We start from the raw sequence: 14,696 nt of genomic DNA on the forward strand, positions 1-14,696 counted from the left end.
CGGCCGGAGTCCCGGGCCGCCGATCACACTGTCAACCGGGGTGGCCCGGCCGGGGGAACCACGCGCGCCGGGGGCGTCCACGAGTGGCGACGAGATGGACACCGGCGACCCCGAGTTCCTGCCCCGGCTGATGAAGCCGCGGACCGATGTCCAGGAGCACGCCCGGGCGGAAGAGCGCCACGAGTTCACGCACATCCGGCGCAGCGCCGACGTCACCAACCTCGCCGCCATGGCCAAGGCCGTCAAGGCGGCCCCGTCGCCCGCCCTCGTGGACCGCACCAAGGACGCCGTCCGCAAGCCGATGGGCAAGGACTGACGGGCAAGGAGGGGCGGGCAGGAATGAGGCGCACGCACTGAGGGGGCGGGCGCGGTCGGCAAGGGCTCGCGGGATCACCGGCTCCGTCCGGTGGTCCCGCGAGCTCCCGTCTGGTCGCGGAGCGGGGTCAGCCGCGACCGGGTGCGTACGACGCCGACATGCCGCGCCGTGCCTCGGACGACTCCGCCGCCCGGGCGGCCGCGCTGGCGGCCAGGGCCAGCAGGAGGGCCAGCGCGCCGACGATGACGTTGTTCACGATCGTCTTCGTCGTACTGACGTTGCCGGCGACCACCCACGGCGCGATGATCGCCCACACGCCCAGAGCACAGGACGCCCACGCCATGCTGTGGGTGCGTTCGTAGGCACGGCCGAATCCGCCGCTCATCAGGACCGCGTAGGCGATGCCGGTGAGCAGGTTGGTGACGGCCAGGGTGGACAGGGCGTTGAAGCCCGTGATCCACGGCGATGCCGCGAGGTACAGACCGGTGAGCAGCGCCAGGGTCTCGATGGCCTGGCCCTTGGGCGTGCTGGTGGCGCGCTCGGCCATCTCGTGCCGAAGGCGCATGTCGACGATGTCGGGGTGCGTCTCCATGGACGGCCTGGGGGAAGTGGTCATGGTCCTCACCTTCGGAAGGTGTAGTACGTCCTGACTTCCGCGAGTACCCCGATCCGGGGGCGCAATCTTGGATAAAAGGGGCGATGCGTCACCGGGTGCGTCGGGCCGCTTCCGGAGGTCCGACGGTCGTCAGGAGGCCGCCCTCGTCAGGCCGAGGAACTCGCCGCGGGAGCGGGCGTCGGAGACGGGACACCTCCCGGCCGCCTGGGCCCCGAACGCTGGGCTGACCGCCTGCGAACGGCTGCTGGACCAGTACGGCTACGAACCCGTCCGGGACACCCCGACCCGGCTCCGGCTGCGCAACTGCCCCTTCCACCCGCTGGCCGCGAAGGCGCCGGAGCTGGTGTGCGGCATGAACCAGGCCTTCCTCTCCGGCTGCCTCCGCGGCCTGGAGGTCAACGGGGTCCAGGCCGTCCTGGCTCCGGAGCCCGGGGAGTGCTGTGTCCGGCTGGGCCCGAGCGACCCCGAGCACGAGGAGGAGGGGGCAGAGGACCACCGTGCCGAGTGATCCAGGAACTCGCTGGGCACACTGCAGGAGACCGCAGCGCCCTGAGGCGGTAACCGGCACGGGTACGGGTTGGGGGGGGACACACGATGGCGACGGGGCCGAGTCCGGAACCGAACGGCGCACCGTGGAGAGGGACATCCGGCGCATGGCGGATGTGGTGGAAAGTACTCGTCTCACTCGCGGCGGGCGGCCTGGCGTCCGTCGTCACCAAGGTCGCCGACCCGGAGGCCAAGTGGCAGGTCGGCGTCGGCATCTTCGTCGGTGGCTGCCTGCTGATCCTTCAGCTCCTCGGCGACCTGATCAATCAGGTGAGGGACTTCAGGGCCGTGCTGCCTCGGCACCAGGCGCAGACACAGGAAACGGTCGTGCGGGGCTTCGCCCGGATCAGCGAGGCGACCAGGTTCTACAGCGAGATGGAGAGGCTGCCTCCCGACGGAGTGGCCGCGCTGGCCACCAGCGCGGTGGAGGTCGTCTCCACGGGGCCGGACATCATGAGGCGCTTCGCCGAGGAGCTGATGCGGCGCCTCGCCGTTGACATGGAGGCACTCAGGAGCGGGAGTGTCGACTGCGCCGGCGAGAACCACGACTGGCTGCTGGCCCTCACCCACTGCGCCACGGATTCCATCGACACCACCAGCACGCTCTCGCTGGTGGACCGGGACTTCTGGAGCAGCGAGCCCGCCGGCCGCTATCTCCAGGCGCAGCGCGAAGCGATGGCGAGGGGGGTGACGGTACGACGGCTGTTCCTGGTGGCCGACGCGACGGACGTCGACGACGAGCTGCGCCACATAAGCCGGGAACAGGAGGAGTTGGGCATCCAGACACGTGTGGTCGTCCGGAACCGGCTGCCCCAGGCCCTCAGGCGGGGCCTGGTGGACGAGTTCGTCGTCTTCGACAAGGCGATCTGCTACGAGATCGAACAGGATCAGCGGCACGTCAACACCTCGACACGGGTCAGGTCGCATGAGAACCACGTCAGGCTGAGGACCCAGCGGTTCGCCGAGCTCTGGGACGCGGGCGTGCCGACGCAGACGGTGGGAACCCCGACAGGTGGGTCAGGGGCGGCCGGCGCGTGATGTGCGCTGCGTCGAACAGCGCCGTCCGTTCAGGCGGTTGTCAGTCGGCGGCAGGGCGGGTGCGGGCCAGCAGGAGGGTGATGTCGTCGTCCACCGGTCCGTCAGGGACCACGGTGTCGATGACCGACGCGCACAGCTCGTCCAGACTGGAGACGGGGCCGGTGAGAGCCGTGCGCAGCCGCCGCAGGCCGCGGTCGATGTCGTGGTCCGTCTCGATCAGACCGTCGCTGTACAGCCCCACCACGCTGCGGTCCGGCAGCTCCACCTCGGTCGACTCGTAGGCGCCCAGTCCCACCCCGATGGGCGCCCCTGGAGGTACGTCGGCGAAGTCGACCGATCCGTCGGGGGAGATGATCGCGGGCGGGGGGTGGCCGGCACTGGACATGGTGCAGCGCCGGGATCCCGGGTCGTACACACCGTAGAAGCAGGTGGCTCCGAAAGCCGTTGGCATGGAAGGGCCGTCGTCGGAACGGTCCTCGGTGACATCGACGGCCAGTTCGTCCATGAGACGGAGCAGTTCGTCCGGCGGCAGGGCCAACTTGCTCAGCGCACGGGTCGTGGCGCGCAGGCGCCCCATGGTCACGGCCGCGTGGATGCCGTGACCGACAACGTCCCCCACGACCAGGGCCACGCGGGCGTCGGACAGCTGGATGACGTCGAACCAGTCGCCGCCGACGCCGCCATGGGTGTCCGCGGGCAGGTAGCGGGTGGCCACCTCCACGGTGCTGCCCCCGGACAAGCGGTGCGGCATCAGGTCGCGTTGGATGGCGAGCGCCGCTGTTCGCCCTCGCGTGAAGCGCAGGGCGTTGTCGATGATCAGTGCGGCCCGGGCCGCGAGTTCCTCCGCGAGAGCGAGGTCCGCCCCGCTGAACGGAACCGGGTTCTCGCTGCGCACGAAGACGGCGATGCCGAGCATCGCACCGCGCGCCTGCAAGGGGACGATCATGAGCGAGTGCATTCCGGTCTGGTGGATGACCCGGGCCCGGTCCGGGTCGTCGTCGAGCCATGTGCCGGGGGAGGTGTCGAGAACAGGCTCGAAGTAGGACCTGCGACGGTCGAGCACGGTGGTGAACGGGGACGCCGGCGGAACGTAGACCGGTGTTCCGCGTGCCCAGAGGGACTCGCGGAGATCGTCGTGGATGGAAGCGGCGCCGGCGCGGTAGAACCCGGGGATCCTCGAATCGGTGGACCTGAGGCGTCTCAGGGGCTCCCTGTCCAGCGGCACAGCCTGGACGAGGTCGATGGTCACGTAGTCGGCGAGGTTCGGTACCGCTGTCTCCGCCAGACTCTGACTGGTGACCAACGGGTCCAGATCCGTGCCGATGCGGCTCTTCGCCTCATTGAGCAGACGCAGTCGCCCGCCTTCCTGCCCGGTGCCGGCCTGGACGGCCACGGAACACACGCCCAGCGGCCGGCCGTCCGGCCCTTCGAGACGGACCAGGGCAACTCGGTAGCAGCGGCCGGGAGTCCGCACCTCGGCCGGCCACAGTTCGTGCCCGAGCAGCGGCTCGCCGTTCCGGAAGACGCGCGCCATGGCTCGTTCCAGGAACTCCGGGTGACGGGCGCGGACCACGTCGGTGACATGACCGCCCAGCTCCGGCCCGGAGCCGTAGAGGTCCTGATGGTGCGCGCTGTCGTTGAACCAGACACACCGCAGTTCCCGGTCCCAGATCGCCAGACTGATCGGCGAGTGGTGGAGGAGCGCGTCCACCGCAGCCGGGTCCAGGCCGGGCCGGTCGCACGCGCTCGGCCCCCATACGAGCCAGCCCGCGCCGCCGTCGGCGTCCAGAGGGGTGATCCGCAGGTACACGGTCGCCTCACGGCCGTCGCGGCGGCGGATCCGCACCCGCCCAGACCAGGGGCCGCCCGCAAAGACGCGGGGAACGTCCGGGGCGCTCGGAACCAGCAGTCTCTCGGCGGGGCGGTGGAGCACCTGGTCGACCGCGTAGCCCCACAGGCGCTCGGCGGCCCCGGTCCACACGGAGACCGTCATGTCGGCACTGAGCACTGCCAGGACGTCACCCGCTTCCACGGCCCGCTCTTCAGCCGAGGATCTCCCCGCGTGATCCGTGGACATACTGCAACTATGCCGCGCGTGCGCCGCACCCTGCCACGGCAGCGGGGAGCGGCGGCTCCCCGGGGCAGGGGGCCGTCGCGGACCGTCCGGCGCGCTGAAGCGGGGGCTCCCGAGTAGCGTGGGACCCACGACGTGCTCACCGGCCGCCTTCCTCTGCGGGGCCTGTCCGTCGTCCCCCGCGGCACGGCATCCCCCATGCGGCTCGGGCACGGAACCTTCATGACCGTGCGAATCACCGTGCGAATTCCGGACAAGGCTGAAGGGGCGACCATGGCCTTTGCCACCGCCAAGGACGGCACGCAGATCTACTACAAGGAATGGGGGTCGGGCCCACCGGTGGTCTTCTCCCACGGCTGGCCACTGATCGCGGACGCGTGGGACCCGCAGCTGAAGCTGATGGCGGACAACGGCTTCCGGGCCGTGGCCCACGACCGGCGCGGGGGCGGACGCTCGGGCCAGCCGTGGCAGGGCAACGACCTCGACACGTACGCCGACGACCTGGCCTCGGTCATCGAGACCCTCGACCTGCGCCACGTCATCCTGGTCGGTCACTCGACCGGTGGGGGAGAGGTCACCCGCTACATCGGCCGGCACGGATCGGACCGTGTCGCCAAGGTGGTCCTGCTCGGGGCGATCCCCCCGCTGATGCTCAAGACGGAAGCGAACCCCGAGGGGCTGCCGATCGACGTCTTCGACGAGATCCGGAACGGCGTGCTGACGGACCGCTCCCAGTACTACCAGGACCTCAGCGCTCCCTTCTTCGGCGCCAACCGCGAGGGATCGACAGTCTCGCAGGGGACCCGCGACGAGTTCTGGCTCTGGAGCATGACCGTGGGCATCAAGGGCGCCCACGACTGCGTCAGGGCCTTCTCCGAGACCGACCTCACCGAGGACCTCAGGAAGTTCGACAAGCCCACGCTGATCATCCACGGTGACGACGACCAGATCGTCCCCATCGTGGCATCCGCCGAGAAGTCGTCGCAGATCGTCGAGGACGCGACCCTCAAGGTGTACTCGGGTGCTCCGCACGGCTTGTCGATGGTCCCCGAGTTCGCGGAACGGTTCAACGCCGACCTGCTGGAATTCGTCCGGGGCTGACCGGCCGGCCTGTCCGGATGCGGGTGACTCATGGCCGGACCGGGGCGGCGCCGGGCCCGGGGTGGTCGGCACTGTGGAAGGCGGACGCACCGTCCACGCGTAGCGCAGCGATGCCGGAGACCTCATGCAAGCCGTCACAGTCCGAGACCGCGACGCCGGAGTCGCCGGGATGTCCCTCACGGACGTGCCCCACCCCCACGTGGCCGAGAACGACGTCATCGTGCGGGTGCACGCCGCCGGCTTCACCCCCGGAGAGCTGGACTGGCCCGCCACGTGGACCGATCGCGCCGGCCGCGACCGGACGCCGAGCGTCCCCGGGCACGAGCTCTCGGGCGTCATCGTGGAGCTGGGGTACGGCACCACCGGCCTGAGCGTCGGACAGCGGGTGTTCGGGCCGGCCGACTGGACCCGCGACGGGACCTTCGCCGAGTACACCGCGGTGGAGGCCCGCAACCTCGCCCCGCTGCCGGCGGACATCGACCACACCCTGGCCGCCGCACTGCCGATCTCCGGGCTCACGGCCTGGCAGGGCCTGTTCGACCACGGCCGTCTCACCACGGGCCAGACCGTCCTGATCCACGGTGCCGCGGGCGGCGTCGGCTCGATCGCGGTGCAACTCGCCCGCGAGGCCGGGGCCCGCGTCATCGGCACCGGCCGGTCCTCCGCCCGGGAGAGGGCGCTCACCCTGGGCGTCGACACCTTCCTCGATCTGGAGACCGACAAGCTGGAGGAGGCCGGCGAGGCCGACGACGTGTTCGACGTGATCGGCGGCGACATCCTCGACCGCTCCGCCGCCCTGGTCCGCCCCGCTGGCACGCTCGTCACCATCGCCATGCCGCCCACGGCCCGGCCGAAGGACGGACGGGCCGTCTTCTTCGTCGTCGAACCCGACCGCGCCCGGCTCACCGATCTCGCCGCGCGGCTGAGGGACGGCCGGCTCAAGCCGGTCGTCGGTGCCGCACGGCCGCTCGCCGAAGCACCCTCCGCGTTCGCCCCCGGCACGCGCACCCCGGGCAAGACGATCATCCGCGTCACGGAAGACCGAACAGGAGACCGATCATGATGGGAATGCGGATCGCCGGCGGCTTGCTGGCCGTGGCCGCGCTGGCCACGGCCTGCTCGACCTCCGACCGGCCCGCCCACGCCGAGCGGCCGACCCCGGGCGTGGTGTCGCCCGCGGCCATGGCGTCGACGCGCCCCACCGAAACCCTCAAGCCGCTGCTCCAGCAGGCACTTCCGAATGTGAAGGGCAAGACGTTCACCTCGGTGATCGTCGACTTCCCGCCCGACGCACGCGCGATGCCGCACCGGCACGGCCAGGCGTTCGTGTACGCCTACGTCCTCGAAGGCACCGTGCGCAGCCGGCTCGAAGGCAAGCCCGTGCGGACCTACCACCAGGGCGAGAACTGGGTCGAGGAGCCGGGCGCCCACCACGTCCTCACCGAGAACACCAGCTCGACCGAGCGGGCCGAGCTCCTGGTCGTCTTCGTGTCCAACACCGGGGACAAGCTCAAGGTCGACGACCCGGGGTCATAGAACGGAGGGCCTCGACACCCGCGCGGTCCATGTCTTCCGGTACCGCGTTGAGACGGTGGATCAGCACCCAGCGGCCGTCGTCCGTCGCCCCGGCGAAGAGCGAGTCGTGGCGCGTCGCCCCGTTGTGCCGGCGCAGGGCCCCGGAGGTCTGCCAACTCGGCGCGGGGTCGCCCAGCCGGCGGTCCACCAGGAGCCGCACCACCAAGTCGGCTGCCGCCCTCGGCGTGGCCCGCAGACCTCCCGCGGGAAGGATCGCGCCATCCATCGTCCACGGCCTGCGGGGCCGGCCGAGGAGCCCCGGAACCGGCAGGCACCGGGCGGGATCGGGGCGCGCGGTGATCTCCGTGATGCCGAGCGGCCGCAGGACGTACTCGGTCACCAACTCCGCGTACGTCGTCCCGGAAGCAGCGGTCGGAGCGGCGCCGAGCACGGCGTAGCCGAGGTTGGAGTACTCCTCCGCCTGGCCGGGGAGGCGGGTGAGGAGTGTGCCGAGCCAGATGCGAGAGCGTGATACCCGTCCTGGGCGCTGTCGGTAGCCATCGTTCGAGGGGATCGCCGGGAGCGAGCACCCCGGACGCGGCCCTGCGGGCCGTCGCCGTGCCCGTGACGACCTTGGTGAGCGAGCCGATCTGGACGAAGCGGGTCGACGGCGTGGCCGTCCCTGAGGGCCGGCGGGGCCGCGCCGCTCGACACGCACGTCGGGACGGGCCGCAGCGCGCCCTTCACACGCCCCGCCGTGGCACCGCACACGCGGGCGTGCCACCGGGCAGACGAAGGCGGTTGCGGGACACCCAGCGGTACGTCACACGGGCGCAGGCGCGGATGCCGGGCAGACGGACCAGGGCCGCGAGCGCGCGGTACGCGGGCGACGGCGAGGTGCCCACGTAGCGGGCCAGGGCGTCCGCTCCGCCCGCGAGGACGGAACCGCGATGGAGCAGCAGGACCTCACGGTCCAGACGTTCGAGGTACGGCGCGGTCGACTCGGTGGGCAGGGACTGCCACGGCACCGCTTCCAGGGCCGGTGCGGCGAGAGCCCGGATCCGGTCGACGGACGTCTGGCAGAAGCCGCAGTCGCCGTCGTAGACGAGGACGGGTGATGACGGCCTGACATCGGGGTGGGTCACGGGTTCTCCGTCCAGTCACGTGCTCGGATGCGCTCCGCATCTCCCTGTATGGTCCACCCGCGTTCTCCGTCAGCGGTACCCGTGCGGCGTCCTCTTCCGGCGCGGCCCCGCGAGCACTCGTCAGACGAACCGCTGCCTCAGCTCGCCGATGCCCTCGATGGAACTGACCAGTTCGTCGCCGGGGGTGAGCCACCGCTGGGGGTTCCGTCCGAGGCCGACACCGGACGGCGTACCGGTGTAGAGGACGTCTCCCGGGAACAGCTCCAGCACGTGCGACAGTTTCGAGACGAGCGCCGGGACGGAGAAGATCATGTTCCGGGTGGAGTCGTGCTGCACCTCCTCGCCGTTGACGCTGCACCGCAGTTCGAGGTCGTCGGGGTCGTCGAACTCGTCGGGGGTGACCAGGCACGGTCCCATGGGGGAGAAGCCCGGGAAGGACTTCGCCAGACCGAACTGGGGCGCGGGGCCGCTCATCTGCAGAACGCGCTCCGAGAGGTCCTGTCCGACGGTCAGACCGGCCACGTGGTCCCATGCGCCGGCCTCCGTGACCCGGCGTGCGGTCCGGCCGATGACGACCACCAGTTCCACCTCCCAGTCCGTGTGGCCTCCCTCGGGCAGCACCACATCGGTGAGGGGACCGGTGATGCTGCCGGCGAACTTGGTGAAGACGGGCGGCATGCCCTCGGGCCTCGTGAATCCGGCCTCGTCCACGTGCTCGCGGTAGTTGAGGCCGATGGCGAAGAGCTGGCGGGGAGCGGGCGCCGGGGCGCCGAGGCCGGCCGGGTCGTAGGGAAGACCGGGCACCGTGCCGGTGTCGGCCCAGGCGCGGAACTCGTCCCAGCGTTCGTAGACGGCCTGGGGGTCGGGCGGGAAGCGGCCGTCACTGGCGTCGTGGACGTCCACCGCCCGTCCGTCCTTGAGCAGGGTCAGACGTCCGGACAGGTTGGCGATGCGCATGACGGGTTCTCCTGTGCTGTGCGTCGCGGGCGAAGGCGGTGGTGCGGGGGGGCCGGCGGGGTCAGGCGGGTCTGGTGACCCGTTCGAGGAGCAGCAGCACCGACTGGTAGGGACGGCCGGTGACGTGCTCCATGCCGATCTCGCAGGTGCGGTTCGCCGAGAGGTAGGCGTCGTGGTGCCCCGCCACGACTTCCTCGGCCTCGTGGGCCGTCGCCGACTCGGTCAGTTCCCTGTGCAGCATCCCGCGGTCACCGGCGAAGCCGCAGCACTCCGCGTACACCGGGACGGTCACCCGGTCGGCCACGAACCGCGCCAGCTCCTCCAGCTGGGCCACGTCACCGAGGTGGTGCATCGAGCAGGTCGGATGGATCACCGCACTGCCGACCGTGGCGACCGCGGTCAGGTGCGGCATCAGTTCCTCGGCCGCCCAGACCAGCGAGTCGACGACCTGGAGCCGCTCGTGCCGGCGCTTGTTCTCCGGTGTGAGGTACGGGACGATCTCGTGCCCGATGCCGAGCGTGCAGGACGAGGCGTCGACCACGAGCGGCAGTTCGCCGCCGCCGGTCCACTCCCAGGCCCGTTCGACGGTGCGGTTGGCCATGAGCGTGTTGCCGTCGTCGTACCCCTTGGAGTGCCAGATGGTCGCGCAGCAGGAGCCGCCCAGGTCCGGCGGCACCCACACGGGGCGCCCGGCCCGCGCGGAGAGGGTCACCACCGCCTCGGGGAGCGAGAGGTCCTCGCCGCCTGCCGGACCCGCGAAGATGCGGTTGACGCAGGCGACGAAGTAGACGGCGGCGGCGTCCTCGCGCCGGGTCCGCGGCAGCCGCTTCCCGGCCGGACCGGGGATCGCGCTGATCCACTCCGGCACGAGGTCCGGTGAGACCGCCTTGCGCGCGAGCGAGGTGACGCCGCGCAGGAGGCGGTCGTCGACGTGCTCGGCCACGCCCAGCGCGGCGCGGACCGAGGTCTCCACGGCCGCGAAGCGCTCGGCGGCCCGCTCCGCGTTCCGTTCGGCGCGCCGACCGTGGCGCTGGTGCCGGAAGCGCTTCATCATCGCGCCGGTGTCGATGCCGACCGGGCACGCGATCGCGCAACTGGAGTCGCCGGCGCAGGTGTCCACGGCGTCGTAGCCGTAGGAGTCCAGCAGGTTGTCGGTGACGGGAGAGCCGGCGGACTGCCGCATCATCTCGCGCCGCAGCACGATGCGCTGCCGGGGCGTCGTCGTCAGGTCCCGGCTCGGGCAGACGGGTTCGCAGAAGCCGCACTCGATGCACGGGTCCGCGACGGCCTCGATGGTGGGGATCGTCTTCAGGTGCTTCAGATGGGCCTTCGGGTCGCGGTTCAGCACCACGCCGGGGGCGAGCACGCCGTGCGGGTCCAGGGCCCGCTTGACCCGCCACATCAGCTCGGTGGCCCGTTCCCCCCACTCCGCCTCCAGGAAGGGCGTCATGTTCCGGCCGGTTGCGTGCTCCGCCTTGAGGGAGCCGTCGAACCGGTCGACCACCATGGCGCAGAACTCCTCCATGAACGCCCCGTACCGCTCGACGTCCGCGGGCCGTGCGGCGTCGAAGGCGAGCAGGAAGTGCAGGTTGCCGTGGGCCGCGTGACCGGCCACCGCGGCGTCGAAGCCGTAGCGCCGCTGCATCTCCAGCAGGGCCGCGCCGGCCTCGGCGAGCCGGGAGGGCGGTACGGCGAAGTCCTCGGTGATCAGGGTCGTCCCGGTGGGCCGGGCCTTGCCCACGGCGGTCATGAACGCCTCACGGGCGTGCCAGTACGTATGCACCACGCCCGGGTCGGTGACGAACGCGTTCGTCACCGACTCCACGGGGGCGACCAGTTCCAGCCCCTCGGCGACGGCGCGGGCGGTTCGTTGGTCGGCGAGGTGCTCCTCCGGTGTGGAGGCGCGGAACTCGACCAGCAGCGCGGCGTTCTCCCGCGGCACGTCCCGCCAGTCGTCGGGCACCCCGTCCACGGCGGCGCAGGCGCGCAGGGTGTTGCCGTCCATCAGCTCGACGGCCCGGGCGCCCGCGCTGTTGAACAGGGGCACGGCGGCGGCCGCCGCGGGCAGGTCGGGGAAGAACAGCAGCGCGGTGCAGGTCATCCGGTCCAGGGGGACCGTGTCGAACACGGTCTCGGCGATGAAGCCCAGTGTGCCCTGGGAGCCGACCATCAGACCGCGCAGGATCTCCACGGCGGTCGTCCCGTCGAGGAACGCGTCCAGCCGGTAGCCACTGGTGTTCTTGAGCTCGTACTTGGCGCGGATGCGGGACACGAGCGCGCTGTCCGCCTCGATCTCGGCCTTGAGCTCGGCCAGGGCCGCCACGAGGTCCGGTTCCGCCGCCCGCAGCCGCTCCTCCGCGTCCGGTGCGGCGGTGTCCACGACCGTGCCGGAGGGCAGCACCATGGTGAGGGAGGACAGCAGCCGGTAGGAGTTCCGCAGGGTGCCGGCGGTCATGCCGGACGCGTTGTTCGCTACGACACCGCCGACCGTGCACGCGAGGGAACTGGCGGGGTCGGGTCCCATCAGACGGCCGTGCCGGGAGAGCGCGATGTTGGCCCGCCCGATCGTCGTACCCGGCCTGATCCGGGCCCGCACACCGTCGTCGAGCATCTCCAGCCCGGTCCAGTGACGGCGTACGTCCACCAGGATGTCGTCGCCCTGGGCCTGGCCGTTCAGCGAGGTGCCGGCCGCGCGGAAGACCACGTGGCGGCCGTTGTCGCGGGCGTGACGGAGCACGACGGCCACGTCCGCGGTGGTCTCGGCGACGACCACGACACGGGGCACCAGACGGTACGGGCTGGCGTCCGAGGCGTACCTCACCAGGTCCGAGATCTTGTGCAGCACCTTCTTGGGGCCCAGTTCGGCGACGAGGGCGTCCCGCAGGCCGTCCGGCGTACCGGAGGCCCGGTCGTCGGGGACCCGGTCGACGGAAGGACCGTCCACCGGGTGCGGGCGCAGCGCACCCGGCTCTGGATCGAGCAGCGGCATGTGTGCTCCTTCGGGTGGGCGGGCATGACGAGGTGGGTGGAGGCGACCTCGACGGAGATGTCGGTGCCGGGGGTGTCGCAGCGCTCGACGGGGAAGGGGCCGAGTGCCGCGGTCCGCGCGCTCAGCCCTTCCAGCCGTCCAGAAACGCCAGCAGCTCCGCGTTGACCACCTCTGGCTTCTCCTCCTGGCAGAGGTGACCGCACTGGGGGATCGGGACCCCGCGGACGTCCCGGGCCATGCCCTTCCACACGTCCAGCACGTCGTAGGCCTGGCCGACGGCGCTGAAGTCCTCGCCCCAGATGGTCAGCACCGGGCAGTCGATGGGCTGGTCCTCGTCCTCGCGGTCCTGGGCGACGTCCTCGGGGGCCGCGCGGTAGTCCATGCACGACCCGCGGACCGCCCCGGGCTGCTGATAGGCGCGGACGTAGACGGCGATCTCCTCGGGCGTCAGCATCTCCGGGTCGTACGACCAACCGCGGTAGAAGTGCGTCAGCCAGGTCTCCTCCTTGCCGGCGATCAGCGCTTCGGGCAGGTCCGGAACCTGGAGGAAGGTGAAGAACCAGTACCCCTGCCGCGCCAGGGCCACGTCGTAGGTGTCGGCGATCACCCGGGTCGGGATGTTGTCCATCGCGACGAACCGGTCGATGCGCTCCCGGTGGTCCTTGGCGAAGCGGGTGCCCACCCGCGCGCCCCTGTCGTGGCCGACCAGCGCGATCCTCTCGTGGCCGAGGTGGTCCATCAGGGCGAGGACGTCCCGCGCCATCGTGCGCTTGTCGTAACCGGACGCCGGCTTCTCGGTGTCCCCGTACCCGCGCAGGTCGGGCGCGATGACGGTGTACTTCTCGGCGAGGACCGGGATCTGCTTCCGCCAGCCGTACCACGTCTCCGGGAAGCCGTGCAGCAGGTAGACGGGCGGGCCCTGCCCGGCGCTGACCCAGTGCTGGTTGATGCCGTTGAGCACCTTGGTGTGGTGTGTGATCTCCGCGGTGGCTGTCATGTCGGCTCGCTCAGGTCGGAGGAAGGTCGGAGGAAGGTCGGAGGAAGGTCGATGGGAGGTCGGAGGACCAGTCGCTGTCCACTCTGCGCCGGTTCTCGTACGTTCCTTGTCCGGCAGTGCACGCCTTTGTGTGCTTCCGTGCCCCGTTCGGTTGCCGGCACGGCGGCGACGGCGCTGTCGTCCGGTGGCGCCGCCCCGGACGCCGTACCCCTGCCGGGAATGCCCGGCGAAAGACCGGCGTCCGAACGGCACCCGGCGGAGATCAGCCCTCGAAGACCTCGCGCAGGCGGGCTTCCTGGTCCCGGTCGAGGTTCGAGCGGATGAGTTCGGCGTGCTGGGTGGGGAACGCCTCCTTGACCCGGTCGAGCACCTCGTCCTGGGTCAGCAGGAACAGCGCGGACGTGCCGCGGGTCACCTGCGCCTTCACCGACTCGATGAAGTCGTCGTCGATGCCCACGTCGGTCAGCTTGCCGCCCAGGGCGCCGGCGGCGGCCCCCACGGCGGCGCCGAGCAGCGGCATGAGGAAGATGAGGCCGAAGAGCAGCCCCCAGAAGGAGCCGGACAGGGCACCCGCCCCGACCAGATCGGTCAGTTGCTTGGTCTTGGGCTTCTTCGCCTTCTCGGGCCAACTGACGGTGGCGGCGTCCACCACGGTGATCAGTTCCTGCTTCTGCAACCCGAGCAGTGTCTGCTCCACCTGCTCCGCACTCTCCGGCGTGTCGAATTTCCAGACCGTCAGCGTGGCCATCGGTGAACCCTTCCGTTCGCGGCTGTGTGTTCCGGTGAAGATCCGCCCGTGGCGTTCCCAGGCACGGGCGTCGGCGAGGCGCTGCCGGTCAGCGGCGGACCGAGGGCGACGCGTAATCGGAAGGCGTCGCGGACCTCGTCCCCGCGACCGGCGGCGAGGAGTGCTCGGCCGGTCAGCCCAGCTGGTCGGCCCAGTCGGCCGGCACCCGTCCCGCCGGTCCGGGAACGGGCTGGTCGGCCGGATGGCTGTGCGGCGGCGCGAGCCGCGGCCCCGTCTCGTAGAGGGTCGACGTGTCGTAGTCCCAGAACCACTCCTCGCCGGGTTCGAAGCTCTGGATGACCGGGTGGCCGCTCGTCCGGGCGTGGGCGGTGGCGTGCTTGGAGGGGGAGTCGTCGCAGCAGCCGATGTGACCGCAGCGCGCGCAGCGCCGCAGGTGGAACCACCAGGCGCCGGTGGCTTCGCACTCCACGCAGCCGGTGCCGCTGGGCGGGACGTCGGGAGCGATGCTGTCGGATGTCGTCACTGTGTCTCCACGGGGTGCGGGCCGGGGGGCCGAGGGGGAACCGGGGGCGGGCGCGCGCGGTCGGCCGGCCGACGAAAGGCGGCCGACCGGCCGGCCGACCGCCTTCGTACGCAGGCGCCGCTCCGTACGCG

The 14,696-nt window shown here is 71.3% G+C and carries 15 protein-coding genes and 1 pseudogene; 6 read left to right on the top strand and 10 right to left on the bottom strand.

The window, feature by feature from the left end; translation table 11 throughout:
• The first annotated feature begins 94 nt into the window (after positions 1-94).
• A complete protein-coding gene (locus tag ACH4LD_RS06920; protein WP_398054199.1) occupies positions 95-316 on the top strand; it encodes a hypothetical protein in 222 nt (73 codons plus the stop codon).
• A gap of 127 nt (positions 317-443) precedes the next feature.
• On the opposite strand, the gene ACH4LD_RS06925 is transcribed toward ACH4LD_RS06920, so the two are convergent.
• Positions 444-908 (bottom strand): SPW repeat protein, encoded by a 465-nt coding sequence (locus tag ACH4LD_RS06925; protein WP_398054562.1) that lies wholly within the window; start codon positions 906-908, stop codon positions 444-446.
• Positions 909-999: 91 nt separating this feature from the next.
• Here ACH4LD_RS06925 and ACH4LD_RS06930 point away from each other — a divergent pair, with 91 nt between their 5' ends.
• Entirely contained in the window at positions 1,000-1,440 is a 441-nt protein-coding gene (locus tag ACH4LD_RS06930; protein ID WP_398054198.1) for a hypothetical protein, read from the top strand.
• 152 nt (positions 1,441-1,592) lie between these two features.
• Positions 1,593-2,516, top strand: coding sequence for a DUF6879 family protein (locus ACH4LD_RS06935; protein ID WP_398054197.1), 924 nt, complete (start codon positions 1,593-1,595; stop codon positions 2,514-2,516).
• A 40-nt stretch (positions 2,517-2,556) separates the two neighbouring features.
• Here the strand turns inward: ACH4LD_RS06935 and ACH4LD_RS06940 are convergent, their stop codons facing one another.
• Positions 2,557-4,593: a SpoIIE family protein phosphatase gene (locus ACH4LD_RS06940; protein ID WP_398054196.1), complete on the bottom strand. Its 2,037-nt coding sequence runs from the start codon at positions 4,591-4,593 to the stop codon at positions 2,557-2,559.
• Positions 4,594-4,863: 270 nt separating this feature from the next.
• Between ACH4LD_RS06940 and ACH4LD_RS06945 the strand changes: the two genes are divergently transcribed.
• The 3 genes from ACH4LD_RS06945 (at position 4,864) to ACH4LD_RS06955 (ending at position 7,227) form a co-directional block, all read left to right on the top strand.
• Positions 4,864-5,691 carry an alpha/beta fold hydrolase gene (locus tag ACH4LD_RS06945; RefSeq protein WP_398054195.1) on the top strand — a complete coding sequence of 276 codons (828 nt, stop codon included), beginning with the start codon at positions 4,864-4,866 and terminating at the stop codon, positions 5,689-5,691.
• 124 nt (positions 5,692-5,815) lie between these two features.
• Complete coding sequence (locus tag ACH4LD_RS06950) at positions 5,816-6,754, top strand: NADP-dependent oxidoreductase (RefSeq protein WP_398054194.1); 939 nt, start codon at positions 5,816-5,818, stop codon at positions 6,752-6,754.
• Complete coding sequence (locus ACH4LD_RS06955; protein ID WP_398054193.1) at positions 6,751-7,227, top strand: cupin domain-containing protein; 477 nt, start codon at positions 6,751-6,753, stop codon at positions 7,225-7,227. The genes ACH4LD_RS06950 and ACH4LD_RS06955 overlap by 4 nt, the downstream gene beginning before the upstream one ends.
• Here the strand turns inward: ACH4LD_RS06955 and ACH4LD_RS06960 are convergent.
• From ACH4LD_RS06960 to ACH4LD_RS06995, 8 genes and pseudogenes are all read right to left on the bottom strand, one after another.
• Positions 7,202-7,657 carry a serine hydrolase gene (locus ACH4LD_RS06960; protein WP_398054192.1) on the bottom strand — a complete coding sequence of 152 codons (456 nt, stop codon included), beginning with the start codon at positions 7,655-7,657 and terminating at the stop codon, positions 7,202-7,204. The two genes, ACH4LD_RS06955 and ACH4LD_RS06960, sit on opposite strands and share 26 nt — an antisense overlap.
• 109 nt (positions 7,658-7,766) lie before the next feature.
• Positions 7,767-7,856 (bottom strand): annotated as a pseudogene (locus ACH4LD_RS06965) (serine hydrolase); the annotation flags it as partial.
• A gap of 93 nt (positions 7,857-7,949) precedes the next feature.
• Positions 7,950-8,351, bottom strand: coding sequence for a thiol-disulfide oxidoreductase DCC family protein (locus ACH4LD_RS06970; protein WP_398054191.1), 402 nt, complete (start codon positions 8,349-8,351; stop codon positions 7,950-7,952).
• A 120-nt stretch (positions 8,352-8,471) separates the two neighbouring features.
• Positions 8,472-9,308 (bottom strand): fumarylacetoacetate hydrolase family protein, encoded by an 837-nt coding sequence (locus ACH4LD_RS06975; protein WP_398054190.1) that lies wholly within the window; start codon positions 9,306-9,308, stop codon positions 8,472-8,474.
• A 61-nt stretch (positions 9,309-9,369) separates the two neighbouring features.
• On the bottom strand, positions 9,370-12,297 hold the full coding sequence (locus ACH4LD_RS06980; protein ID WP_398054189.1) for an FAD-binding and (Fe-S)-binding domain-containing protein: 2,928 nt from the start codon (positions 12,295-12,297) through the stop codon (positions 9,370-9,372).
• 121 nt (positions 12,298-12,418) lie between these two features.
• Positions 12,419-13,294 (bottom strand): alpha/beta fold hydrolase, encoded by an 876-nt coding sequence (locus tag ACH4LD_RS06985; protein ID WP_398054188.1) that lies wholly within the window; start codon positions 13,292-13,294, stop codon positions 12,419-12,421.
• A 262-nt stretch (positions 13,295-13,556) separates the two neighbouring features.
• Complete coding sequence (locus tag ACH4LD_RS06990; RefSeq protein WP_132783005.1) at positions 13,557-14,042, bottom strand: DUF1269 domain-containing protein; 486 nt, start codon at positions 14,040-14,042, stop codon at positions 13,557-13,559.
• 172 nt (positions 14,043-14,214) lie between these two features.
• Positions 14,215-14,565, bottom strand: coding sequence for a UBP-type zinc finger domain-containing protein (locus tag ACH4LD_RS06995; RefSeq protein WP_132783004.1), 351 nt, complete (start codon positions 14,563-14,565; stop codon positions 14,215-14,217).
• Between the last annotated feature and the right edge of the window lie 131 nt (positions 14,566-14,696).

This window comes from Streptomyces sp. NPDC017676 (assembly GCF_044329325.1).
Lineage (GTDB): Bacteria > Actinomycetota > Actinomycetes > Streptomycetales > Streptomycetaceae > Streptomyces.

Excerpts from the sequence above, each read along its gene's own strand:
- ACH4LD_RS06935 (WP_398054197.1), top strand. The coding sequence starts at position 1,593 with ATGTGGTGGAAAGTACTCGTCTCACTCGCGGCGGGCGGCCTGGCGTCC.
- ACH4LD_RS06950 (WP_398054194.1), top strand. The coding sequence starts at position 5,816 with ATGCAAGCCGTCACAGTCCGAGACCGCGACGCCGGAGTCGCCGGGATG.
- ACH4LD_RS06925 (WP_398054562.1), bottom strand. The coding sequence starts at position 908 with ATGGAGACGCACCCCGACATCGTCGACATGCGCCTTCGGCACGAGATG.
- ACH4LD_RS06920 (WP_398054199.1), top strand. The coding sequence starts at position 95 with ATGGACACCGGCGACCCCGAGTTCCTGCCCCGGCTGATGAAGCCGCGG.
- ACH4LD_RS06955 (WP_398054193.1), top strand. The coding sequence starts at position 6,751 with ATGATGGGAATGCGGATCGCCGGCGGCTTGCTGGCCGTGGCCGCGCTG.
- ACH4LD_RS06945 (WP_398054195.1), top strand. The coding sequence starts at position 4,864 with ATGGCCTTTGCCACCGCCAAGGACGGCACGCAGATCTACTACAAGGAA.
- ACH4LD_RS06940 (WP_398054196.1), bottom strand. The coding sequence starts at position 4,593 with ATGTCCACGGATCACGCGGGGAGATCCTCGGCTGAAGAGCGGGCCGTG.
- ACH4LD_RS06985 (WP_398054188.1), bottom strand. The coding sequence starts at position 13,294 with ATGACAGCCACCGCGGAGATCACACACCACACCAAGGTGCTCAACGGC.
- ACH4LD_RS06980 (WP_398054189.1), bottom strand. The coding sequence starts at position 12,297 with ATGCCGCTGCTCGATCCAGAGCCGGGTGCGCTGCGCCCGCACCCGGTG.
- ACH4LD_RS06975 (WP_398054190.1), bottom strand. The coding sequence starts at position 9,308 with ATGCGCATCGCCAACCTGTCCGGACGTCTGACCCTGCTCAAGGACGGA.
- ACH4LD_RS06990 (WP_132783005.1), bottom strand. The coding sequence starts at position 14,042 with ATGGCCACGCTGACGGTCTGGAAATTCGACACGCCGGAGAGTGCGGAG.